Source organism: Arthrobacter sp. KKT183 (assembly GCF_055657625.1).
Genome location: NZ_CM145770.1, coordinates 411,379 through 434,712, shown reverse-complemented (window position 1 = coordinate 434,712; position 23,334 = coordinate 411,379). Strand labels below are relative to the sequence as shown.

Sequence of the window (23,334 nt, the reverse complement as noted above, 5' to 3'; positions counted from 1 at the left end):
CCGACAGGTTGCTCTTGACGTAGCTATTGACCGGGAACTGACAGCAAGCGTTCAGCTTCGATGACATCCTCAGCGACTACTTCCGCCCGGCGCCGGACGTTCTCCAGTCCGGCTGAGGCGATACCCCACCGTTCGCCGTCCAGGCGGGCCATCGCGGCCGCCTCCGCTGTGGTTGCGAGGGCGTTGCCCGCGCGGGACAGCGCACGGTGTACCTGGAGAAGGGCCCCGGGGATGTCCAGCCCCTCGCTCGGATGCTGAGCCTGCGCGGTGACGCAGCACTCGCGCACGCGCGGCAGCAATTGGGCAAGCTGATTGGCGAAACCCGCCAACTCGTTATAGACGGCGTCATCCTCAACGCCCTCAAGAATCTGGTGATACCGGTCAAGCCCGCGCCGAAAGCGGTCATGCGCGCGCCGCCACACTCCCGTACCGAGCTCCGCGTCATCCTTGCGGCCCTGTCGGGCCGCCGCAAAAAGTGCCACGCGCGTCTAGAGGTACTGGCCCGGACCGTGAGTGTCCGGCATCTGGGGGGAACCGGGCCGCACTCCGGGAGCGCGTTTCGGTTCACCGTCATCGCCGACCACCACGCCCGGAGCAAGAACGGTGCCGGGCGGCAGTTGCTTCAACTGCAGTTGCGCGGCCAGCTGCTGATTGGCCATCTGCTGAGCGGCAAGCGCGGTTTGGATACCGTGGAAGAGACCCTCCAGCCATCCGACCAGCTGTGCCTGTGCAACGCGCAGTTCGGCATCGGTCGGAACAGAGTCTTCCGTGAACGGAAGGTTGATCCGCTGCAGTTCCTCGACCAGTTCCGGTGCGAGTCCGTCCTCAAGCTCACGCACGGACCGCTCATGGATTTCGGCCAGTCGGCTGCGCCCGGCGTCATCCAGGGGAGCGCTGCGCACCTCCTCGAGCAACTGCTTGAGCATGGTACCGATGCGCATGACCTTGGCGGGCTCGTCCACCAGTTCAGTCAGTTTGGTGCCCTGCGCCTTCTCACTGCGGGAGCCGCCGTCGTCGTTCTGTTCCGGAAGACCACGCCCCGCGTCCAGTTCTCCGGACAGGACCGGGCTCTCTTTCGACGCATGCTCGGGAGTGCCGTTGTGGTGCTCGGGCTGCTGTTCGGTCATAGCAACATGCTCTCATGCGGCGCGTATGCCGAAGCGTGTCAGTCGGCCTCGTCCCGGTGCGCAAGCTCCTCCTCGCGGCCCTCCTTGTACTCGCCCCCGGGGCTCACCCCTGGAACACGCTGGCCTGCGTTGAGCTGCCCGGAGGTGAAGTGACTTTCGGAGAATTCGGGGCCGCCGTCATTTTCATCGGAGGGAGTGTTGACATCTTCACGCAAGTGCTCGTCCTCGGATTCAGCGCCGGGTCCGGACGCGCCGATGTCTTCACGAAGGTGTTCAGGAAGGTTCTCAGTCATCACCCCAGCAAACCACGCGCAGTTCGCGGGCGCTAGGGAGTTTTGCGCAGATCAGGCGTGTTCGCCCCCGGTCAAACCCGCCTGATCTGCACTATATTTCGGCGTTCAGTGTGTCGGGTCGTCCCGGCCGTCACGGGAGTTGGATCCCTCGCTGAGGCTGGAGTGCGTGTCCGTCCGTGGGTCAGGCCCGTCATTGGCGGTGTCGTGCGGATTATTCTTCACGCCGTCGTTCACCTGGTCGGCGAGGTTCTCTGCCCAACTCTCGGCGGCACGCTCCAGACCGGACTCCTCGTCCTTGCCGTGCGTTGCGCCGTCCGGCTTGCCGTCTGCCCTGTGCTTGGCCATGGTTCCTCCTTGGAGTTCAGGTGAAAGCAAGCTTGTCACACCGCCCGGAATCCACAAAGCAGCCTTAGTGCCCCCGTCTGCGCTCGGCATCGAATTCGCCGCTCACGCCAAATGAGCGGTACTAAAGCGTCAGAAGTACTTTTCCAGTGTGCTGCCCGGAGTCGAAATACTCATGCGCCTGAACCACTTCTGCGAGCGGAAAGGTGCGGTCAACGGGCACGGAAATGGACCCGTTAGAGATCAGCGGCCAGACGTTCTCGCGTATCCCGGCCATAATGGCCGCCTTCTCCTCCCCCGGCCGTGAACGCAGCGTGGTTCCCGTCACGGACGCGCGCTTTCCCATGAGCGAGCCGAGGTTGATCTCGGCTTTTGCGCCGCCCTGCAGTCCGATGACCACAAGGCGGCCTCCTATCGCCAGGGCCTCAACGTTGCGGCCGAGGTATTTTGCGCCAACAACATCGAGAATCACGTCAGCACCGCGCCCATCGGTAGCTGCGTCCACCTCGGCAACGAAATCCTGCTCCCGGTAATTTACGCAGACCTCTGCACCCAGTGACCGGGCGAAATCGAGCTTGCCGGCCGTTCCGGCGGTCACGATCGTACGGGCACCCAGGGCGCGTGCAAGCTGGATAGCCATAGTCCCGATACCCCCGGAAGCACCGTGAATGAGAAGGGTTTCGCCGTTGCGCAGACCCGCAACCAGGACAAGGTTGGAGTAGACCGTCGCAGCCACTTCGGGTAGCGCGGCGGCGGCCACGAGATCCACGCCTGCGGGCACGGGCAATACCTGCCCGGCGGACACTGCCACCTGTTCGGCATAACCGCCGCCCGCAAGGAGCGCGACGACGGCGTCGCCCGGCTGGAACCCCGACTCCCCCGGGTCAGCGATCCTTCCGGAAACCTCAAGGCCCGGATACTCGGAGGCACCGGGAGGCGGCGGGTACACACCCAACCGCTGCTGCACATCCGCGCGGTTCAATCCGGCTGCGACGACGTCGATGAGCACCTCACCGGCCTGGAGACCGGGCGGCGCCACATCGGCCACCTGAAGAACGTCCGGTTCACCGAACCCGCGAAGCACTACTGCTTTCATGATTTCCCTTTCCGGACCTCACCCTGCTGCCTGGAGTTTTGTGCAGCCTGCTCTGCATGAAACACTATTCCCCGTATGGAAGGTTGTCCGAGCGGCCGAAGGAGCTGGTCTTGAAAACCAGTGGACGGTAACCCCGTCTCAAGGGTTCGAATCCCTTACCTTCCGCATCGAGCTGAGCCGTGCTCACCAGTTGCACCCCGTCCTGATGGACGGGGTGCAACTGGTTTAAGGTCCTTCCGGGCGCTTCGAATCCCATCGGGTAGGCTCCGGAAGTGCCAAGTCTCACTCCAAGGAGCCTTTCAATGACGATTGCCGCCCTCCGGCGATTTCTCCTGCCTGCTGCCCTGATAGCGGCAGCAGCAGTGACCGGCTGCACCGCCGGGAACGACGACGGCGCCTCACCTTCCGAACTCACCTCGGCAGCGAGTAGCGAAGCAGCGGAGGCGCAGAAGGCCTCGAGCGTCACGGCGAACGACCTGCAAGAGGGTCAGTGCGTGACCGATTCCGGCACCGCAGCGGAGCCGGACATTCAGGTAATCCCCTGCGACGAACCTCACGCGTTCGAAGTATTCGCGACAACCGAGCTGGATGAAGGCATTTACCCCGGGCTCGGGGAAGCGGACGCTCAGGCGCAGGAGTTCTGCCGCGGTGAATTCGCTGCGTTCGTCGGCGTGGAGTATGACGCGTCCGCCCTGGAACTCCAGTACTTTTACCCGGTCGAGTCGGAATGGACTGACGAAGGCGGCCGCTCGGTGATTTGCCTCGTCGGCAGTGCCGGCGGTGAGCCCTCAACGGGAACACTCCGCGACTCCAGCCAGTAGTTCCCAACAGCAAGTACTCGTGCTTGAATGTGCAAGGCGCCTGATGTGGTCTACATCACTACGAAGTGGTGAATATTAGGACGCCGACGTCCGGCACCACCGGGCCGACGATGGGAAACGCGTTGATGGTCTCAACCCGGCTGCTCTGTTCTCCGCGAGGTAACCACCCGTTCATTGCGGCGTGCTTGGCTTGCCGCGACCGGAATGTCACCGGCAGATCCTATTGTCACTTTCGTGGCCAGTTCCGCCGAGGCTCACTGCCGAAGCAGGCATCACTCGCGGCCGTAATCCGGCCAAAAGCAAGGAGAAACAGGACGAATGAAAAATTCGTGGAGGGGCGCGCTGTGCTCAGCGCTTTCGGTCGGGCTCATTGCCTCACCGATGGCGTTCTCGCCAGCCAGCGCAGAGGAAACCGTCGACGCCCAAGCGGGCGCCGGCGTCGTTATCAATGAGGCGTACGTCAACGGGGGCAGTGCCAACGCACCGTTCACGCACAAGTTCGTAGAACTGATCAACACCACCGATGCGCCGGTGAGCCTGGACGGCTGGTCGCTCCAGTACCGTTCAGCGACGGGGGTAGTTGCTCCGACCGGCGTTGCGCCGCTGAAGGGAAGCATCCCGGCAAACGGAAACTTCCTCATCCAGGCGTCCAGCAACGGCTCTGTTGGCGCAGCACTTCCGGCGGCTGATGTGACCAGCTCGCTGAATATCAGCGGGAGCAGCGGGACCATCGTCCTGTCCGATCAAGCTACTGCTGTCAGCAACCTGCCTGTCGGCTCTGTTGTGGCCGCGCCCGGCGTCGTTGACCTGTTGGGATACGGAGAGTCCAACACCTTCGAGGCCGCAGGCGAAGAAGGCCCCGGCGGCACCCGCAACCCGCTGTCGATGAACCGCGCAGGCGGAGTTGACACCGACAACAATCTGACAGACTTCACCGTTTCCGAAACCGTCACTCCCACCAATGCCGCTGGTGAGACGGCCGGAAGCGAACCCGAGCCAGAACCGGAACCGCCCACGCCGGGCGAAGTGATCCCCATCGATCAGATCCAGGGCACGGGTGGAGCAACGCCGTATGGAGGGCAGGTTGTCACCACCCGCGGCGTAGTAACTGCCACTTACCCCACCGGCGGATTTGATGGCTACTACATCCAGACCCCCGGGACCGGCGGTGACCTCGGTGCGGATCATGCCGCCTCTGACGGCATCTTCATCTACTCGACCGCCACGGTTGCTGACGTTGCTGTTGGTGACCTCGTGGAGGTCACCGGCACCGCTGGAGAATACTTCGGCCTCTCACAGATCACCGTCCTGGCCGGCGGAATGACCAAGCCCGGGGAGCCCGCGGAGGCTGTGAAGACCGCCTCTATCGCGTACCCCGCGGATGACGTCGCGCGCGAAGCACTCGAGGGAATGCTCGTGCAGCCGACCAACGACTTCACGGTCTCGGACAACTACTCACTGAACCAGTATGGGGAAATCACTCTTGCCGTCGGGGACAGTCCCCTGGTGCAGCCCACGGAAATCGCTCCGCCGGGAACGGCCGAGAATGCTGCTGTCTCCGCTGACAACGCTGCCCGCCGGGTCAAGCTCGACGACGGCGCCACCACCAATTTCCTCAGCAGCGCCAACATGGACCAGCCGTTGCCCTACCTCACACCGGAGCAGCCGGTGCGGGTCAACTCATCGGCAACTTTCACCTCGCCAGTGGTCTTCGATTTCCGCAACAGCTCCTGGAAGTTCCAGCCGCTGACCGCTCTCACTGCAGTGAACTCCGCCGAAGTTCAGCCCGTCGTGTTCGAGGGCTCACGTCCTGACGCACCGGAGAACGTTGGCGGCAACGTCAAAATTGCGTCCTTCAACGTGCTGAACTACTTCACCACCACAGGTGACCAGCTCAGCGGGTGCACGTACTACGAGGACCGCGACGGCAATCCCGTCACCGTCCGCGGCGGCTGTGATGCCCGCGGCGCCGCGAATGCAGAGAATCTGGAGCGCCAGGAAGCGAAGATCGTTGCGGCGATCAACGGGCTGGACGCGGACGTGGTCTCCCTCGAGGAGATTGAGAACTCGGCCAAGTTCGGCAAGGACCGGGACGCCGCCCTTGCCACGCTGACTGCCGCGCTCAATGAGGCTGCCCCCGGTGTGTGGGACTACGTCCGTTCACCGGACGCTTTGCCCGCCATCGAGAACGAGGACGTCATCAGGACCGCGTTCATCTACAAGAAGGCGGTTGTGGAGCCCGTTGGCCAGTCCGTCATCCTCGATGACAACGTCGCCTTCTCAAATGCCCGCAAGCCCCTGGCGCAGTCCTTCAACATTGTCGGCGGTGATGACTCCACCAAGTTCCTCGCCATCGCAAACCACTTCAAGTCCAAGGGATCAGGCAGCGGCGAAAACGCAGACCAGGGTGACGGACAGGGCGCATCCAATGCCGACCGCGTTGAGCAGGCAACCGCTCTCGTCGCCTTCGCTGAACAGCTGAAGACTGAAGCGGGCACAGACAAGGTCTTCCTTGCCGGTGACTTCAACTCCTACTCGGCTGAGGATCCCATGCAGGTCCTGTACGAGGCCGGCTACATCAACCAGGGCGCCAAGACTGATGGATACTCCTACGTCTTCTCCGGACTCGTTGGTTCCCTTGACCACATCCTCGCCTCCCCCGCAGCAGACGCGGCGGTATCCGGCGTGGACGTATGGAACATCAACGCGGTGGAATCCGTAGCGCTTGAGTACAGCCGCTACAACTACAACGCCACCGACTTCTACGCGCCGAACCAGTTCCGGGCGAGTGACCACGATCCGGTGATAGTCGGTCTGAACCTGGCACCGGCGGACACCACGACCGAGCTCAACCTCATGGGCATCAATGACTTCCATGGGCGTATCGACTCGAACACCGTGAAGTTCGCTGGAACCATCGAGGAACTGCGCGCCCAGTACGGCGAGGAGAACTCGCTGTTCCTCTCCGCCGGAGACAACATCGGAGCATCACTCTTCGCCTCCTCGGTTGCACAGGACCAACCAACCATCGACGTCCTCAACGCTCTGGATCTTCGCGCTTCGGCTGTCGGTAACCACGAGTTCGACGGCGGTTTTGCGGACCTGGCCGGTCGTGTGGCCGACGCCGCGGAGTTCCCGTACCTGGGCGCCAACGTGTACCAGAAGGGAACCACCACGCCTGCCCTGCAGGAGTACGAAATTGTGAACGTGGGCGGTATTGATGTTGCCATCATCGGTGCCGTCACCCAGGAAACACCTTCGTTGGTGAGCCCTGACGGAATCGCCGATCTCGACTTCGGCGATCCCGTCGAGGCCGTAAACCGCGTGGCGCAGCAGATCGAGGACCAGGGTCTGGCCGACGTCATCATTGCCGAGTATCACGAGGGAGCCGGAGACGGCGCCGTCGAGGGTTCCACCATCGAGGCAGAGGTGGCCGCGGGGGGCGCGTTCGCTGACATCGTCACCGGCACCTCGCCGCTCGTCGACGCCATCTACACCGGCCACACGCACAAGCAGTACGCGTGGGATGCACCTGTACCCGGCGCGGAGGGCGAAACTCGTCCGATCCTCCAGACCGGCTCCTACGGCGAGTTCATCGGCCACATCACCCTCACCGTGGATAACGCCACCGGCGAGGTCAAGTCGTATACGGCGCAGAATGTTGCACGCACGGCCACTGACCCGGCTGCGCTGGTAGCAACCTATCCGAGGGTCGCCGAGGTCAAGACGATTGTTGACGCGGCGCTCGCCGAAGCAGCAGTCATCGGCAACCAGCCCGTTGGATCCGTGACAGCGGACATCACTACAGCCTTCGTCAACGGCAAGCGTGATGACCGGACGTCCGAGTCAACGCTCGGCAACCTGATCGCTGACTCACTGCGGGACTCGCTCTCATCCGCTGAACGCGGCGGAGCCGAGATCGGTGTCATCAACCCCGGCGGCATGCGGAACGAGCTCTACTACGGTGAGGACGGCGTCATCACCTACGCCGAAGCGAATGCGGTACTGCCGTTCCTCAACAATCTGTGGACGGTCACCCTGACCGGTGAGCAGTTCATCACGATGCTGGAGCAGCAGTGGCAGCCGGAAGGCTCCTCCCGGTCCTTCCTGGCGCTCGGGCTGTCGGACAACGTGTCCTACACCTACAACCCGGATCTTGCAGCCGGCTCCCGCATCACGTCGGTCACGATTGACGGCGCACCGCTAGACCCGGCTGCAGAGTACCGGATCGGCACCTTCAGTTTCCTGGCGCAGGGCGGCGATAACTTCACCGTCTTCCAGCAGGGAACCGACGTCCGTGACTCGGGACTTGTAGACCGCGACGCCTGGATCAGCTACATCGAGCAGAACAGCCCACTGTCCCCGAGCTTCGACCGTCGCTCAGTGATCGTGAAGAATGCACCGGCCACCGTCACGGCTGATGACACTGTCACCTTCGACGTTGCAAAGCTGAACCTTACGTCGCTAGGCAGCCCGATCAACACCAGCGTGTCGGCGAGCTTTGTCGACGCCGCCGGCAAGGTCACCCAGCTGGGCACCACGCCCGTCACGGACGGCGCGGCACAGGTCACGGTTACCGTTCCGGCAGCAGCACCGGGAGCGGGGAGCATCGTTCTGGTGGCCAAGGAATCCGGCACGACGGTGACCCTTCCGGTCACCATCGAAGCGGTTGCCGGCGCAGAGTGCGTCGCCCCGGTCAAGCCGGAGCGCGGTCCTGGCGCCGGGCACCCGAACAGCTACGGCAAGGCCATGGCCGAGTACCGCAAGTGCCTTGCGGATGCCCGTCGCGGCTAGATTTCGTCGCGGCCGGTAAGGCCTTGGTGAACTAATGAAGAAGCGCTCCTCCGTGCAGCGGAGGAGCGCTTCTTCGTTCAGCGCCATGTTGTCGGAAAGCTCACGTCAATAACGGCACCCGTCAGGCAAGGATTGCGCGCGCGATGTCGTCGGCGTCCCGCAGCGTACGGCTGCCGGCATCGAGGGAGGCGCCGGCTTCCGCGGCGATCGCCGTCCCCCACTGCACGGAACTCAGCTGCAGGCCGAGGACATAGAGGTTCTCCTGCGCCAGACCATTGGCGCCGATTGCCCGGTACGGCGGCTTGCTGACATCGATTCCGGGAGACACTTCAGGCACGCCATCTTCCGACATCATGGTGCGTGCCCGGACCAGGCCGTCCTCCAATAGCCGGCGAAGCAGGACCGACCGGTTCTGCGCCACACGGTTAGCCGGCATCATCGCCTCAACGAGGACACCGGCGTCGTACTTTCTGCCCTCCACCCAGGGTGAGGAAACAGTGAACCGGCCAAGGGCGGCATCCAGCTCGAACCGCGGCGCAGGGCCCGCAAAACGGACGATGCCCGCGCGAGCCAGCGCTGCCAGTTGCTCGATACGCAGGGCCGGCGGCCCGCTGGCAAGGCCCTCGACGAGGGGCTCGAACCATCCGCGCAGTTCCGCAGTCCATGACGCCTCGGTGAGACCGCCGTCGGCCACGATCTCCTTGATGACGGACCGGCCGGCGTTCATGGCTCCGATCGCCATTTTCAATGGGTCATTCTCGCCGCGGTCGGAACCGGCGGCGTCCTCTTCCAGATAGTCGAGCACGGCACGGTTGTACTCCTCCTCAGAGGCAAACCGTTGCCGCCAGAAGGGCCGGGCGAGCGCTTCCAGATTCAACCGGTCAGCCGGAGCCACCGTTCCATCGAGGAGCTCCTCCAGCCGTCGGCGCCAGACATGATCGGCGGCATCCAGCACCTCCTGAAGCGAGGGAAGAAAAGTATCTGGCAAACCTGCTGTGCGCGCCAGCGTCCCGTAGTAAGCCCAGACAGCGTCCCGGTGCAGCAGCGGCCACAGGTCGTGATCGAAGCCGGGCTGGGTTCCCTCAGCCGCGAAGCTGGATGCGCGGGTAGGTGTGCAGTAGCGGAGCTGGATGCTGCGCGGCACATAGCTGTCCAGCTTTGCCTTGGCACGGTAAGGGGTGCCGCGACGCGACGCGGCGACTACCAGCGGCTCACGGCCTGAAGGGTGGTAATCCAACGCCCGCCCTGCCGGCAGACCACTGGATACGAAGCTTCCACCCCTGCCCTCGGTGAGGTGGGTGATGATGTCGAAAAAGTTAAGGCCGAGCCCGCGCACCAGCACGGGTTTGCGCGCCGGCAACCGGTTCCAATCCGCGTCTGCGGGTACGTTCGGCGGCCAGTACTGCAGGCCGAGCCGGGCCGCGCCGTCGCGCAGCGCTTCCTGTTCCGGATTGAGTTGAGCGGGTAGATGGCCCAACGCAAGCACGACGGCATCACTGACTACCGTGCCGCCCTCACTCAGCCTTACCCGGAAACCCGCAGTCAGCGGCTTCACGTGTTGCGCCTCTGACCGGTGAACCACTACCTCAAAGCCGTCCCCAAGGGCCGCGGTCAGCGAGCTGTAGATCCATTCCAGGTAGCGGCCGTAGAGGGCGCGGCTGGGGAAATCAGCGGAGGTGAGCGACTGGAGTTCCTTCCGGTCATCGTCACTGAGACGATCGTCCGGAGAGCCCGCCATCAGCTGGCGCCAGTCGTCGAAGGACAGCGGAACAAGCGATGGCGCCCGTTCCGCAGCAGCCTCACCCACCGGCACCACCGTGGGAAACAGCGCCGGGGTGTTCATCAGGAAATGCCGTGACTGATCGGTACGCCACACATGGCCCGGCCCTGGCTCGTAGGGCTCGATCAGGTGGACCGCGATGCGCGTCCGGTTGGCTTTGGGCAGGGCCGCCCAGTTGGCTGCCAGACGTTCGAGTACGGAGGTACCACGCGGACCGGCGCCAATGATGGCTACCGTCACCGTCCGCGTTGTTTTCATCCGTCTAGATTATCGGCCGCGCAGCATCCGCCGGTTCAACCGGATGTCCGGCGCATCCGGTCAGCTTCGTCCCACATAGGCGGCCAAGTGCTGGCCCGTGAGGGTGGAACCTCCGCCAGCCACCAGTTCTGCCGGCGTTCCCTCGAAAACGATCCTGCCGCCGTCGTGCCCGGCACCGGGACCAAGATCGATGATCCAGTCAGCGTGCGCCATCACTGCCTGATGGTGCTCGATGACCAGAACCGACTTCCCGGAGTCGACGAGGCGGTCCAGCAAACCGAGCAGCTGCTCGACGTCGGCCAGGTGCAGACCGGTGGTCGGCTCATCGAGAACGTAGATGTCTCCCTTTTCGCCCATCTGGCTGGCCAGCTTCAGGCGTTGCCGCTCACCGCCGGAGAGCGTGGTGAGAGGTTGGCCGAGGCTGAGGTAACCAAGACCGACGTCGGCCAACCGGTCGAGGACCTTGTGCGCCGCCGGGGTGCGGGCATCACCCTCACCGAAGAACGCGGTGGCATCCGACACGGGCATCGCAAGGACCTCGGCAATGTTCATTCCACCCAGGGTGTACTCCAGCACAGATGCCTGAAACCGCTTGCCCTCACAGTCCTCGCACGTGGATTCCATGGTGGCCATGACCCCAAGTTCGGTGTAGATAACGCCGGCGCCGTTGCAGGTGGGGCACGCGCCTTCCGAGTTGGAGCTGAACAGCGCGGGCTTGACCCCGTTCGCTTTGGCGAACGCCTTGCGGATGGGCTCAAGCAGGCCGGTGTACGTGGCGGGATTGCTTCTCCGCGATCCGCGGATGGCTCCCTGGTCGATGACCACGACGCCGTCCCGCTTGGCCACCGAGCCGTGGATCAGTGAGCTTTTGCCTGATCCGGCCACGCCGGTGACAACACACAGCACGCCGAGCGGAATGTCGACGTCCACGTTCTGCAGGTTGTGCGTCGACGCTCCCCTGACCTCCAGCGCCTTCGCCGCCGGACGGACAGTGTCTTTGAGCCTGGCCCGGTCGTCGAGGTGGCGACCGGTGATGGTGTCGGATTTTCGCAGTCCCTCAACGGTTCCCTCGAAGCAGAGGGTCCCGCCCTTCGTGCCTGCTCCGGGTCCCAGGTCGATGACGTGGTCGCCGATCGTGATGGTCTCCGGCTTGTGTTCAACGACGAGCACCGTGTTCCCTTTGTCCCGCAGCTGAAGCAGGAGCCGGTTCATCCGTTCGATGTCGTGCGGATGGAGACCGATGCTGGGCTCGTCGAAAACGTAGGTGACGTCGGTGAGTGAGGAACCGAGGTGGCGGATCATCTTGGTCCGCTGCGCCTCGCCGCCGGAAAGCGTGCCAGCGGGCCGGTCGAGCGAGAGGTAGCCCAGGCCGATGTCGGCGAAAGAATCGAGAAGGTGCTGCAGCCCCTTGAGGAGCGGCGCCACGGTGGGTTCTTTGAGATCGCGCAGCCAGTCGGCCAGGTCGCTGATCTGCATCGCGCAGAGCTCGGCGATGTTCTTGCCGTTGATTTTCGAGGAGAGCGCCTCCTTGGTGAGACGTGTCCCTTTGCATTCCGGGCAGGTCTGGAACGTCACTGCGCGTTCGACGAACCGGCGCACGTGCGGCTGCATCGCCTCAGGGTCCTTGGAGAGCATCGACTTCTGGATCTTCGGGATGATGCCCTCATAGGTGAGGTTGATTCCTTCGACCTTGATCTTGGTGGGCTCCGCGTAGAGCATGGTGTCGAGCTGTTTCGCTGTGAATTTGGCGATCGGCTTGTCCATCGGCAATCCCATGCCCTCGAACAACCTGCCGTACCAGCCGTCCATCGAGTACCCGGGAACTGTCAGCGCGCCGTCGGCGAGCGTCTTCGCGTCGTCATACAGGGCCGTGCGATCGATGTCATTGACGTTGCCCATCCCCTCGCACCGCGGGCACATCCCACCCAGGTAGACGGCCTGGCTGACAACACTCTTTTCCACCCGGCCGCCCTTGTCTGTCGACATGACGCCGCTCGCCTTGCGGGTAGGAACGTTGAAGGAGTAGGCGGTGGGCGGACCGACGTATGGGGATCCGAGCCTGCTGAAGAGGATGCGCAGCATGGCGTTGGCATCGGTGGCCGTACCGACGGTTGAGCGCGGATTGGCGCCCATCCGCTCCTGATCAACGATGATCGCGGTGGTTACCCCCTCGAGCAGATCGACGTCGGGACGCGCAAGCGTGGGCATGAATCCCTGCACGAAGGCGCTATAGGTTTCGTTGATCATCCGCTGTGACTCCGCGGCGATCGTGGCGAAGACCAGTGAGCTTTTACCGGATCCCGAGACCCCCGTGAAAACGGTCAGCCGCCGTTTGGGGATCTCGACGCTGATGTCCTTCAGGTTGTTTTCCCGCGCACCCTGCACGCGGATCAGGTCATGGGTGTCGGCAATGTGCATGGCTCTATCCAATCAGGTAGGGCAAGCAATGGGCAGACCCTGATTGATCAGGCAATGAGCACTCACGAGGCAGGTTGCCTAAGATAACGGTATGACGTCCACCGTGCCTGATCCCATCCCTACCAGCGACGACGAATTCCTCTGGCTTGAGGATATCTACGGCGAAGAACCCCTCCGGTGGGTGCGCGGCCAGAATGCAGAGACGGAGGATGTTCTGGTCAACGACGCCTTCCTCGCAGACGAACAGCGCCTTCTCGAGGTTCTTGACTCCACCGACCGGATTCCGATGGTCGTGAAGCGCGGTGAGCACTACTACAACTTCTGGCGGGACAAGGAACACCCGAAAGGGCTCTGGCGGCGGACCACCTGGGACAGCTACCTCACCGACGCCCCGGAGTGGGACACGCTTCTCGACGTCGATGAGCTGGCGGCTGTGGAGGGTCAGGAGTGGGTTTGGGGCGGCGCGATGTTCCTGCGTCCGGCTGACGGCGATCCCTACCGGCGGGCCCTGATCGCCCTTTCACCGGACGGCGGGGACGCGCAGCGCTACCGCGAGTACGACCTCGCCGACCGCTCCTTCGTGAAGGGCGGCTTCGATATCCCGGTGGCAAAGAGCAGGATCAGCTGGGCTGGGCCGGATGCGCTGCATGTCGGCACGGACTTCGGGCCGGGATCTATGACCACGAGCTCCTACCCCCGCACAGTGCGCACCCTTCGGCGTGGTGAACCGCTGGACGCTGCGCAGCTCTACTTCGAGATCCCTGAGAACTCGATGATGGCCGCAGTGGCCCATGATCAGACGCCGGGCTTCGAACGCGATATCGCCGCCCACATTATCGACTTCTACTCAAGCCGCACCTACCTGCGCGGCGAAGAGGAGTGGGTGCACATCGACGTCCCCGACGACGTCAACGTGTCGCTGCACCGCCAGTGGCTGCTGCTGCGGCCACGGACCGATTTCGAACTCGACGGCGTCACGTACCGCGGAGGCTCGCTTCAGGCGGCCCTTCTGGAGGACTTCCTCGCCGGGCGCCGCGGACTGACAACCGTCTTCGAGCCGGATGCGCACACTGCCCTGCAGTCCTGGAGCTGGACGAGGGACTACCTCCTGCTCAACCTGCTCAGGGATGTTTCTTCGGAAATCCGCGTGCTCAACCCTGCCGATTCGTGGACGGCCGAACTGCTGGATGCCTGCCCGCCCCTGCACTCGGTGGATGCGTATGCGGTCGATGACGAGGACGACGACGCCGGTAATGACTACTGGCTGGTTGCCACCGGCTTCCTCACTCCCACTACGGTGGTGCGCGGCACCATCGGTGGAGCGCACGCGGAAGTGAAGGAGTCGCCGTCGTACTTTGATGAGTCCTCCTTCACCGTCTCGCAGCACTTCGCGCAATCGAGTGACGGCACCCGGGTTCCCTACTTCCAGGTGGCGTCCAAGGACCTGGTGCTCGACGGCGGCAACCCTACGCTGCTCTCCGGCTACGGAGGATTCGAACATGCCATGACACCCGCGTACAGCGGAGTGACCGGGCGCGGCTGGCTGGAACGCCGGACCGAGGACGGCCGGTCCGGTGTGTACGTGCTGGCCAATATCCGGGGCGGCGGCGAGTATGGGCCCGCCTGGCACCAGGCGGCGCTGCACGCCAACCGGCACCGGGCCTACGAGGATTTCGCCGCGATCGCCCAGGATCTGGTGGACCGCGGAGTGACCCGGCCGGAGCTGCTCGGCTGCACGGGCAGGAGCAACGGCGGGTTGCTGGTGGGCAACATGCTCACCAAATACCCGCACCTCTTCGGCGCCATCTCGTGTGGTGTCCCCCTGCTGGACATGAAGCGGTACACCAAACTCTCCGCGGGCTACTCGTGGATTGCCGAGTACGGCGATCCGGACAAGCCGGAGCAGTGGGAGTACGTTCAGACGTTCTCGCCGTATCACCAGCTGCAGAAGGGGACGGAGTACCCGAAGACCCTGATCTGGACCGCTACGAGCGATGATCGGGTGGGCCCGGTGCAGGCACGGAAGATGGCCGCCCGGATGAAGGCGCTCGGGGTGAAGAACGTATGGTTCCACGAGGCGCTCGAGGGCGGGCATGCCGGAGCCTCCGATAACCGCCAGGCGGCGCGCATGCACGCCATGTCCCACGAGTTTGTGTGGAAAGCGCTGACGGGCAAGCTGTAGGGCCCGCGTTATTTTGCTCTTGCCCTGAGGTTCTGGGTAGTCTTGGGTGGCTAGTAATAGCTGCTGGAGACGTGCCAGAGCGGCCGAATGGGCTTCACTGCTAATGAAGTGTGGGCCTAAAGCCTACCGGGGGTTCAAATCCCCCCGTCTCCGCGTTTCGAAAAGGCGCCTCGGTCCTGGACCGGGGCGCCTTTTCCTTTACACGAACGTGTCTGCTGAACGGTTAGGCCTTCAGTGCGAGGACAAAGGGAAGCACTTCCTGGGCGCCTGCCTGCCTCAGTGCCCTTCCGGCGACTGTGAGGCTCCACCGGCTGTCCGCCAGATCATCGACCAGCAGCACCGGGCCGGGATTCGCCGCGAACCAGGCACGGCCTTCGTCCGGTACCGCAAACCTCTCCCACACCGCTGCGAGACGGAACGCACTGTTGCCGCCGGAGCTGCCGCTCGGCCAGCCCTGCGGCAGTTGAAGTGCCCCCAGGTGAGGGATTCGGCCCACGCCGGCCAAGCTTTCGGCGAGCGAACGGACCAGCAGAGCGCGCCGTCGTGAGGGCATGCTGACCACCGCCACCGGTCTGGTGTCCCACTGCCATTCTGCGAGCACCCGCACACAGGCCTGCACGGCTGCCGGGTCCAGCGCGGCGTCTTCGGATGAGTCCGCAAGGAGTTCCCGTACCCGGTTCCCCCAGCCGAGGTCAGTCATGCGTGCGAGTGCACGTCCGGCGGAGACCTGCTGGTCCGCGGGGATGCGTCCCTTGACGGGGACACCGAGCTTGTCCATCCCGGATGGCCATTGGCTCCTGGGTTCCAGAAGGACACCGACCCTGCCGAGCGCGCTGGCGGCACTCTCCGAGGCATCGTGTGACACCTCATCCGAGAACCAGGACCCGGCACAGTTGTCGCAGCGGCCGCAGGGCGCAGCCAGCGGATCATCGAGCGCGGCAGCGAGGAATTCCATCCGGCAGCCACTGGTATTTTCATAGTCGAGCATTGAGTTCTGCTCTTGCACTCGGGCTGCGGAAATGCGCGAATACCGCTCGCGGTCATACTCCCAGGGCCTCCCGGTGGCCTGCCAGCCTCCGGTCACCTTCTGCACCGCACCGTCCACGTCAAGCACCTTCAGGAGAAGCTCGAGCGGCGATCGCCGCACGTCCACCCGGGCTTCGAGGGCCGGTGTGGAGAGCACCGTTCCTCCTGCCAGTTCCGCCAGGATCCGCTGCGCCTTGTCCTCGGCGGGCATGGACGAGGTGGCGAAGTACTCCCAGATCTCGCGGTCCTCATTTCCTGGAAGCAGCAGCACATCCGCGTTGGGGGTTCCTCGGCCGGCGCGGCCCACCTGCTGGTAATAGGCGACCGGAGAGGACGGCGCGCCAAGGTGCACCACGAACCCGAGATCGGGTTTGTCGAAGCCCATGCCGAGGGCACTCGTGGCGATCAACGCCTTCACCTCGTTGTTCTTGAGTGCCTTCTCCGCCGCTTCACGATCCGCCGGGTCTGTTCGGCCGGTGTAGGCCAGCACGGAATGGCCGCTCTCCCGCAGGAGGCGTGCAGTGTCTTCAGCTGCAGAGACGGTGAGGGTGTAGATGATCCCGCTTCCAGGCAGATCATTCAGGCGGGTCAGGAGCCACGCGAGCCGTGAGCGGGGGCTGGGAAGGCGCAGCACGCCGAGCCGCAGCGACTTGCGGGCAAGTTCTCCGCGCAGCGTGTAGACAGCGGTTCCGTCGGTGCCGAGCTGATCTTCGACGTCCTTGACCACGCGGGAGTTGGCGGTGGCCGTGGTTGCAAGCACGGGCACGCCCTGCGGCAGCGTGGTGATGAGATCGCGGAGGCGCCGGTAGTCCGGCCGGAAATCATGACCCCAATCAGAGATGCAGTGGGCCTCGTCAATCACCAGCAGCCCGGTGCGACGGATGAGTTCCGGCAGCTGGTTCTCGCGGAAGGCCGGGTTATTCAGCCGCTCCGGGGACACCAGGAGCACGTCCAGTTGGTCCGCGTCGAGCGTGGTGGTGATCTCTTGCCACTCGGTTTGGTTTGCCGAATTGATGGCAGCGGCCCGGACACCTGCGCGCTCGGCGGCAGCCACCTGGTCCCGCATCAGCGCGAGCAGCGGAGACACGATGAGGGTGGGTCCCGCACCCATGGCGCGCAGCAGCAGGCTCGCAACGAAGTACACGGCGGATTTCCCCCACCCGGTGCGCTGCACCACCAGGGCCCGGCGCCCACCACTGACCAGCGCTTCGATAGCCTCGAACTGGCCCTCATGAAATGCGGCGTCCTCGCGCCCCACGAGTGTTCGAAGTATCGCGAGCGCCTGCTGGTGGAGGGTGGTTGTTTCAGCCATGCGCCCCAGTATGGCAGTTGGTACTGACGCATTCGGCGGGCTTCGGTGCAGTGTGGACAACCGTCGTCGTCCATTACTCCCCAGCCTCCGGACGGCCGAAGCCAAGCGGTTAGACTTTCCAGCGTGAACACAACCATCGATCTGTCCGCATCGTTCAAAGCCTATGACGTACGAGGGATCGTCGGTGAGACCATCACCACGGAGTCCGTCCGGGCAGTGGGCGCCGCCTTCGTTGATGTGCTGAAACTGTCCGGGGAAACCGTCCTGGTTGGCGGCGACATGCGCCCTTCCTCGCCGGAGTTTTCCGAAGCCTTCGCGGAAGGCGCTACCACCCGCGGCGCAGATGTGGTGTTCCTCGGTCTGATCTCCACTGATGAGCTCTACTACGCCAGCGGCAGGTACAACGCCGCAGGCGTCACCTTCACAGCCAGTCACAATCCCGCCCAGTACAACGGTATGAAGATGTCCCGCCCCGGCGCAGTCCCGGTGTCCTCCGAGACGGGCCTTGCGGAGATCCGGGAGCTGGCGGAGAAGTACCTTGCCGAAGGCACCATTCCGGCAGGCGAGCGGCGTGGCTCCACTTCCTCACGGGATGTACTGAAGGATTACGCCGAGTATCTGCGTTCGCTGGTGGATCTCTCGGGCAGCCGCCCGATGAAGGTTGTTGTGGATGCAGGTAACGGCATGGCAGGGCTCACTACGCCAGCAGTGCTTGGGGCCGAGTACCTGGACGCTTTGCCGTTCGAGATCATTCCGCTCTACTTCGAGCTGGACGGCACCTTCCCCAACCATCCCGCCAATCCCCTCGAGCCGGAAAACCTCCGCGACCTGCAGCAGGCAGTGGTCAGTAACGGCGCGGACATCGGGCTCGCTTTCGACGGGGACGCGGACCGGTGCTTTGTCATCGATGAGCAGGGCAACCCGGTTTCGCCCAGCGCAATCACGGGCATGGTGGCGCGCAGGGAGATCCGCCGTGCGCAGGCTGCCGGCGAGCAGGAACCCGTGATCATCCACAACCTGATCACCTCACGCGCCGTGCCGGAACTGGTTCGCGCAGAGGGCGGCCGGCCGGTGCGCACGCGCGTGGGCCACTCCTTCATCAAGGCCGTCATGGCAGAGGAGGGCGCGGTCTTCGGCGGCGAACACTCGGCTCACTATTACTTCCGTGAGTTCTGGAACGCAGACACCGGAATGCTCGCAGCCATGCATGTGCTCGCCGCGCTCGGCGAACAGGATCAGCCGCTGTCCGAGCTCGGCCGTGAATACGAGCCCTACTTCGCCTCCGGCGAGATCAACACCCGGCTCGACGACGTCGCTGCCGCGACCGCGCGCGTCCGGCAGGAATTCGAGAACGACGGCGTCACAGTGGACGAGGTTGATGGCCTCACCTTTACTGCCGACGACGGCTCCTGGTGGTTCAACCTCCGGGCGTCCAATACGGAGCCGTTCCTGAGGCTCAATGCGGAAGCCGAAAAGCCTGAGACCCTCGAAAGCCTCACCACTGCGGTTCTCGAGCAGATCCGGCAGTAACTGCCCTTCTTAAGTCAGTGTGGCCGGCCCCCCGTTGGAAGAACCGGCCACACTGTTACGGACTACTCGCCGCTAGGGCTTACCCGCCGCTAGACCGCGAAACGCTCCTTCAACCGCTGCAGTTCTCCGGATAGCTCCGCGGGCAGTGACTCCCCGAACTGCTGGTACCACTGCTCGATGCCCTCCAGCTCGGCAGCCCACTCGTCAGCATCCACCCGGACCGCCTGCTCAACGTCAGCGGCGGTGAGGTCCAGGCCGGTGAGATCGATCGCGTCCGGCGCCGGCACGTACCCGATCGGGGTCTCAACGGCATCGGCCTGGCCCTCGAGCCGTTCGATGATCCACTTGAGCACCCGTGAGTTGTCACCGAAGCCCGGCCACGCAAAGCCGCCGTCCGCGGTGCGGCGGAACCAGTTCACGAGGAAGATCTTCGGCAACCGCGTCTGGTCTGCCTGGCCGCTGACTTTCAGCCAGTGGCTGAGGTAATCACCGGCATCGTAACCAATGAAGGGCAGCATCGCCATTGGATCGCGGCGCACCCTGCCAACCGCTCCGGCAGCGGCGGCCGTGGTCTCCGAGGACAGGGTGGAGCCCATGAAGATGCCGTTGGTCCAGTCGCGTGACTGCGTCACGAGGGGGACGGTGGTCTTTCGGCGGCCGCCGAAGAGGATCGCCGACAGTTCAACGCCCTCAGGGTCGTTGAATTCTTCGGCAAGCATGTCGATCTGGTCGATCGGCGTGCAGAACCGGGCATTGGGATGGGCAGCCGGGTTGTCCGAGGAGGGCGTCCAGTCGTTGCCCTGCCAGTCCATCAGGTGTGCAGGCACGTCCTCGGTCATGCCCTCCCACCAGACACCGCCGTCGTCAGTCAATGCAACATTGGTGAACACGGAATTGCCCTTGGCGATGGCACGCATGGCGTTGGGATTCGTGTCCCACCCGGTGCCGGGCGCCACGCCGAACAGGCCGGCTTCGGGGTTGACCGCCCGCAATTCGCCCTCTTTCCCGAAACGCATCCATGTGATGTCGTCTCCGAGTGTCTCGACCTTCCACCCCTCAATGGTCGGGTCGAGGAGGGCGAGGTTGGTCTTGCCGCAAGCGGACGGGAAGGCTGCGGAAACGTAGTACGTCTTGTTCTCCGGAGAAGTGAGCTTCAGGATGAGCATGTGCTCAGCGAGCCAGCCCTCGTCCCGGGCCATCACCGAAGCAATGCGAAGGGCATAGCACTTCTTGCCAAGCAAAGCGTTTCCGCCGTAACCGGATCCGAAGGACCAGATTGAGCGCTCCTCCGGGAAGTGCACAATCCACTTTTCCTCGTTGCACGGCCACGCGACGTCCTGCTGCCCCGGCTCCAGCGGCGCACCTACGGAATGAAGGGCCGGGACAAACTCGGCATTGAGTTCGGTCAGCCGGTCCAGGACCTCGGTACCGATGGTCGCCATGATGCGCATGGAGGTCACTACATAGGCGCTGTCCGTGATCTCGACGCCGAACTTCGGGCTCCGCGCATCGAGGTGGCCCATGACGAAGGGGATCACATACATGGTCCTGCCGCGCATGGAGCCGGCGAACAGGCCGCGCAGCTTCTCCTTCATCTTGTCCGGGTCCATCCAGTTGTTGGTGAATCCGGCGTCCCGCTCGTTCTGCGAGCAGATGAAGGTCTGCTCCTCGACCCGGGCAACATCGGCCGGGTCGGAGAACGCTGCGAAAGAGTTGGGGAAGAGCTTGGGATTGAGGCGCTTGAAGGTGCCGGCGGAGACCAGCTCATCGCTGAGCTGTGCGTTCTCCTCAGCGGATCCGTTGACCCAATACACCCGGTCCGGCTGCGTCAGCGCGGCAGTCTCCTCGACCCAGGCCAGCAGTTCCCGATGAGTTGTAGGTGCAGCCATTACTGCATCGTGCTCAGTCGCTCGGTCAGCAAGCAACGGCTGCCGCACAGAATCGCCCATGTCTCGTCCCTTCGTTGGGTGGGTGGTGTGTATTGATGCTAGGGGCGGTATCAGCGCGGATTTCCGCCGTCGGAGGCGTACTGTTGGTCCTGCGAACGCGGTGATCCGCGCAAGTACGCGGTTTTACCTAACTCCTCACCCTGCTTAGTGTGATAAACGTCACGTAGACCGGTCTAGCCCGCTCTGCGGCTGTAATCGAGCACTTCCGCCAATTAGCATTAGGTTCCGAATGGCTGTAAAGTTATCTACGGCCAAACGGCCATGGAGAAGTCATTCACAACGGCTTTGAACTGCGTGCGTAGCTCAACGGATAGAGCATCTGACTACGGATCAGAAGGTTGGGGGTTCGAATCCCTTCGCGCGCACCACTAAACAAACCGCTCCGGGCAACCGGGGCGGTTTTGGTTTAACCTCTCCCGTTCTTCGGAGCTTGCCCCACCGCATCTCCGGTGCCAAGCTCAGGACCATGAGTGCCGAGCAGACCACCGACGTCATTGTTATCGGAGCCGGCGCGGTGGGCGAGAATGCTGCCGCCCGTGTGATTCAGGGAGGGCTCTCCGCCACCCTCGTCGAATCGGAACTGGTGGGCGGCGAGTGTTCCTACTGGGCCTGCATGCCGTCGAAGGCACTGCTGCGGCCGGGTTCCGCCCTGCACTCCGCGCGCGCGGTCGCGGGCTCACGTGAAGCAGTCACCGGCACCCTTGATGCCCAGCAGGTACTGGCCCGCCGCGACGAATTCACCTCGCACTGGGATGATTCCTCGCAGGTCGAATGGGTGGAGAAGACCGGAATCACACTGGTCCGCGGCCGCGCCCGCCTCACCGGCGAGCGTCGGGTCGAGGTGACCACCGACGACGGCGCCACCACCCTGGTTGCGCGCCACGCCGTCGCTCTCGCTACGGGATCCGCGCCGACCATTCCTCCTATCGACGGTCTTGACGGCCTCAACTTCTGGGGTACGCGGGAAGCGACATCTGCCAAGGAAGTGCCGGAATCGCTCACAGTGCTGGGCGGCGGAGTTGCAGGTGCAGAACTGGCGCAGGCCTACGCCCGGCTTGGTTCAGCGGTCACCCTGATCGCCCGGAGCGCGCTGCTGGGCAGCTACCCGGAACCCGCGGCGCGGCTGGTGCAGCAGGGCCTGGAGCACGACGGCGTTACCCTTCATCTGAACACCGGCACCGAATCGGTTGCTTACGATGGCGAACGCTTCCGCGTGAGCCTCGCCGGCGGAACCGTTGTGGAGTCAGAGAAGCTCCTCGTCTCCACCGGCCGCCATCCTGCCCTGGCAGGTCTCGGTGTGGAGAAACTCGGGCTCGAACCACGGCGGCTGGACACTGATGACTCCGGCCAGGTCAGCGGCCATCCCTGGCTCTACGCAGTGGGCGACGCCGCCGGGAAAGTGCTCCTCACACATCAGGGAAAATACGAGGCCCGGATGACCGGGGATGCGATCGTTGCCCGCGCGAAGGGCGAGTTGCAGGGGCCGCCGGAAAGGTGGGGGCCGTTTGCAGCCACCGCGGATTCGTACGCCGTCCCCCAGGTTGTCTTCACCGATCCGGAAATCGCCATGGCGGGCCGGACACTCGAGACAGCACGCAAGGACGGGCTGAACGTCAGCGAGACGTCACTGGAGCTGTCGGTTGCCGGATCTTCCCTCCACGCCGACGGCTACCAGGGTTGGGCGCAGATGGTGGTGGACGAGGAACGGAAGGTTCTGGTGGGCGTGACCTTCGCCGGACCGGACGTAGCCGAACTCCTGCACGCTGCGACCATCGCCATTGCCGGTGAGGTTCCGCTGCACCGCCTCTGGCACGCCGTGCCCGCGTACCCAACGATCAGCGAAGTGTGGCTCCGGCTGCTTGAGAAGTACGGGCTTTAAGCGCGGCGGACCACGAAGTTGCTCACCTCGGCGTCACGCCCGTCCAGTTCCCCCCACTGCGAGGCATGACTGAGGACGGTGAGTCCCGCCGTCGGATAGTGGCTGGCAAGGTCAACCACAGCGTCCTCATCGGAGTTCACAGACGCGAGCCGCATGGCGAGGTTCTGGATGCCGGGCAGGTGCCCGATCACCAGGACGCTTGTTGCGGTGTCCGGCACCTGGTTGATCACCGCGAGTATCTCCGTGGCGGTTGCCGCATACAGTTTCGGCTCGAGCCGGGGAGTCGGAGCCTTCTCCCCCAACTCCTGGCACACCCAGATGCAGGTCTGGCGCGCGCGTAGTGCGCTGGACGTCAGAATGAGGTCCGGCAGGGCGTCGTGCTCCACCATCCACCGCCCAATCAGTGGCGCGTCCCGGTGTCCCCGTCCGCTCAGGGGCCGCTCATGGTCCGGCACATCCGAATGCCAGTCCGACTTCGCGTGCCGCAGGAGCATCAGGCGCTTCAGATGGTGGGAAGACATTCCCTC

15 protein-coding genes and 3 tRNA genes are annotated in these 23,334 nt (G+C 64.1%); 8 read left to right on the top strand and 10 right to left on the bottom strand.

Going from position 1 to position 23,334, the window contains the following annotated elements; translation table 11 throughout:
* Positions 1-23: 23 nt before the first annotated feature.
* From ACZ2GY_RS02180 to ACZ2GY_RS02160, 5 genes are all read right to left on the bottom strand, one after another.
* Positions 24-482, bottom strand: coding sequence for a hypothetical protein (locus ACZ2GY_RS02180; RefSeq protein WP_056546330.1), 459 nt, complete (start codon positions 480-482; stop codon positions 24-26).
* Between the two features lie 6 nt (positions 483-488).
* A complete protein-coding gene (locus tag ACZ2GY_RS02175) occupies positions 489-1,127 on the bottom strand; it encodes a bacterial proteasome activator family protein (protein WP_277358033.1) in 639 nt (212 codons plus the stop codon).
* Positions 1,128-1,165: 38 nt separating this feature from the next.
* A complete protein-coding gene (locus tag ACZ2GY_RS02170) occupies positions 1,166-1,420 on the bottom strand; it encodes a hypothetical protein (RefSeq protein ID WP_277358034.1) in 255 nt (84 codons plus the stop codon).
* A 105-nt stretch (positions 1,421-1,525) separates the two neighbouring features.
* Positions 1,526-1,765 carry a hypothetical protein gene (locus tag ACZ2GY_RS02165; RefSeq protein ID WP_056546324.1) on the bottom strand — a complete coding sequence of 80 codons (240 nt, stop codon included), beginning with the start codon at positions 1,763-1,765 and terminating at the stop codon, positions 1,526-1,528.
* 121 nt (positions 1,766-1,886) lie between these two features.
* Entirely contained in the window at positions 1,887-2,858 is a 972-nt protein-coding gene (locus ACZ2GY_RS02160; RefSeq protein WP_471672857.1) for an NAD(P)H-quinone oxidoreductase, read from the bottom strand.
* A 77-nt stretch (positions 2,859-2,935) separates the two neighbouring features.
* Between ACZ2GY_RS02160 and ACZ2GY_RS02155 the strand changes: the two genes are divergently transcribed.
* From ACZ2GY_RS02155 to ACZ2GY_RS02145, 3 genes are all read left to right on the top strand, one after another.
* Positions 2,936-3,023: transfer RNA gene (locus ACZ2GY_RS02155), tRNA-Ser, on the top strand.
* Between the two features lie 137 nt (positions 3,024-3,160).
* Positions 3,161-3,679 carry a septum formation family protein gene (locus ACZ2GY_RS02150; RefSeq protein ID WP_471672856.1) on the top strand — a complete coding sequence of 173 codons (519 nt, stop codon included), beginning with the start codon at positions 3,161-3,163 and terminating at the stop codon, positions 3,677-3,679.
* Between the two features lie 318 nt (positions 3,680-3,997).
* Positions 3,998-8,473, top strand: coding sequence for an ExeM/NucH family extracellular endonuclease (locus ACZ2GY_RS02145; RefSeq protein ID WP_471672855.1), 4,476 nt, complete (start codon positions 3,998-4,000; stop codon positions 8,471-8,473).
* 121 nt (positions 8,474-8,594) lie between these two features.
* On the opposite strand, the gene ACZ2GY_RS02140 is transcribed toward ACZ2GY_RS02145, so the two are convergent.
* Together ACZ2GY_RS02140 and ACZ2GY_RS02135 are read right to left on the bottom strand one after the other, a co-directional pair.
* The gene (locus ACZ2GY_RS02140) at positions 8,595-10,511 is read right to left on the bottom strand and encodes an FAD/NAD(P)-binding protein (protein ID WP_471672854.1); all 1,917 of its coding nucleotides are present in this window, start codon (positions 10,509-10,511) and stop codon (positions 8,595-8,597) included.
* A gap of 60 nt (positions 10,512-10,571) precedes the next feature.
* Positions 10,572-12,929: an ATP-binding cassette domain-containing protein gene (locus ACZ2GY_RS02135; RefSeq protein WP_471672853.1), complete on the bottom strand. Its 2,358-nt coding sequence runs from the start codon at positions 12,927-12,929 to the stop codon at positions 10,572-10,574.
* Between the two features lie 91 nt (positions 12,930-13,020).
* Here ACZ2GY_RS02135 and ACZ2GY_RS02130 point away from each other — a divergent pair, with 91 nt between their 5' ends.
* Both ACZ2GY_RS02130 and ACZ2GY_RS02125 read left to right on the top strand, forming a co-directional pair.
* Complete coding sequence (locus ACZ2GY_RS02130) at positions 13,021-15,111, top strand: prolyl oligopeptidase family serine peptidase (RefSeq protein ID WP_471672852.1); 2,091 nt, start codon at positions 13,021-13,023, stop codon at positions 15,109-15,111.
* 65 nt (positions 15,112-15,176) lie between these two features.
* Positions 15,177-15,264, top strand: a tRNA-Ser gene (locus tag ACZ2GY_RS02125).
* Between the two features lie 70 nt (positions 15,265-15,334).
* Here the strand turns inward: ACZ2GY_RS02125 and ACZ2GY_RS02120 are convergent.
* Entirely contained in the window at positions 15,335-17,449 is a 2,115-nt protein-coding gene (locus tag ACZ2GY_RS02120; protein WP_471672851.1) for a RecQ family ATP-dependent DNA helicase, read from the bottom strand.
* Positions 17,450-17,572: 123 nt separating this feature from the next.
* Here ACZ2GY_RS02120 and ACZ2GY_RS02115 point away from each other — a divergent pair, with 123 nt between their 5' ends.
* On the top strand, positions 17,573-18,979 hold the full coding sequence (locus ACZ2GY_RS02115) for a phosphomannomutase/phosphoglucomutase (protein WP_277358042.1): 1,407 nt from the start codon (positions 17,573-17,575) through the stop codon (positions 18,977-18,979).
* An 89-nt stretch (positions 18,980-19,068) separates the two neighbouring features.
* Here the strand turns inward: ACZ2GY_RS02115 and ACZ2GY_RS02110 are convergent, their stop codons facing one another.
* Entirely contained in the window at positions 19,069-20,928 is a 1,860-nt protein-coding gene (locus ACZ2GY_RS02110; RefSeq protein WP_471672850.1) for a phosphoenolpyruvate carboxykinase (GTP), read from the bottom strand.
* A gap of 292 nt (positions 20,929-21,220) precedes the next feature.
* Here ACZ2GY_RS02110 and ACZ2GY_RS02105 point away from each other — a divergent pair.
* Positions 21,221-21,296: transfer RNA gene (locus tag ACZ2GY_RS02105), tRNA-Arg, on the top strand.
* Positions 21,297-21,394: 98 nt separating this feature from the next.
* On the top strand, positions 21,395-22,807 hold the full coding sequence (locus ACZ2GY_RS02100; protein ID WP_471672849.1) for a dihydrolipoyl dehydrogenase family protein: 1,413 nt from the start codon (positions 21,395-21,397) through the stop codon (positions 22,805-22,807).
* Here the strand turns inward: ACZ2GY_RS02100 and ACZ2GY_RS02095 are convergent.
* Positions 22,804-23,328, bottom strand: coding sequence for a SixA phosphatase family protein (locus tag ACZ2GY_RS02095; RefSeq protein ID WP_471672848.1), 525 nt, complete (start codon positions 23,326-23,328; stop codon positions 22,804-22,806). The genes ACZ2GY_RS02100 and ACZ2GY_RS02095 overlap by 4 nt on opposite strands.
* Positions 23,329-23,334 lie beyond the last annotated feature (6 nt).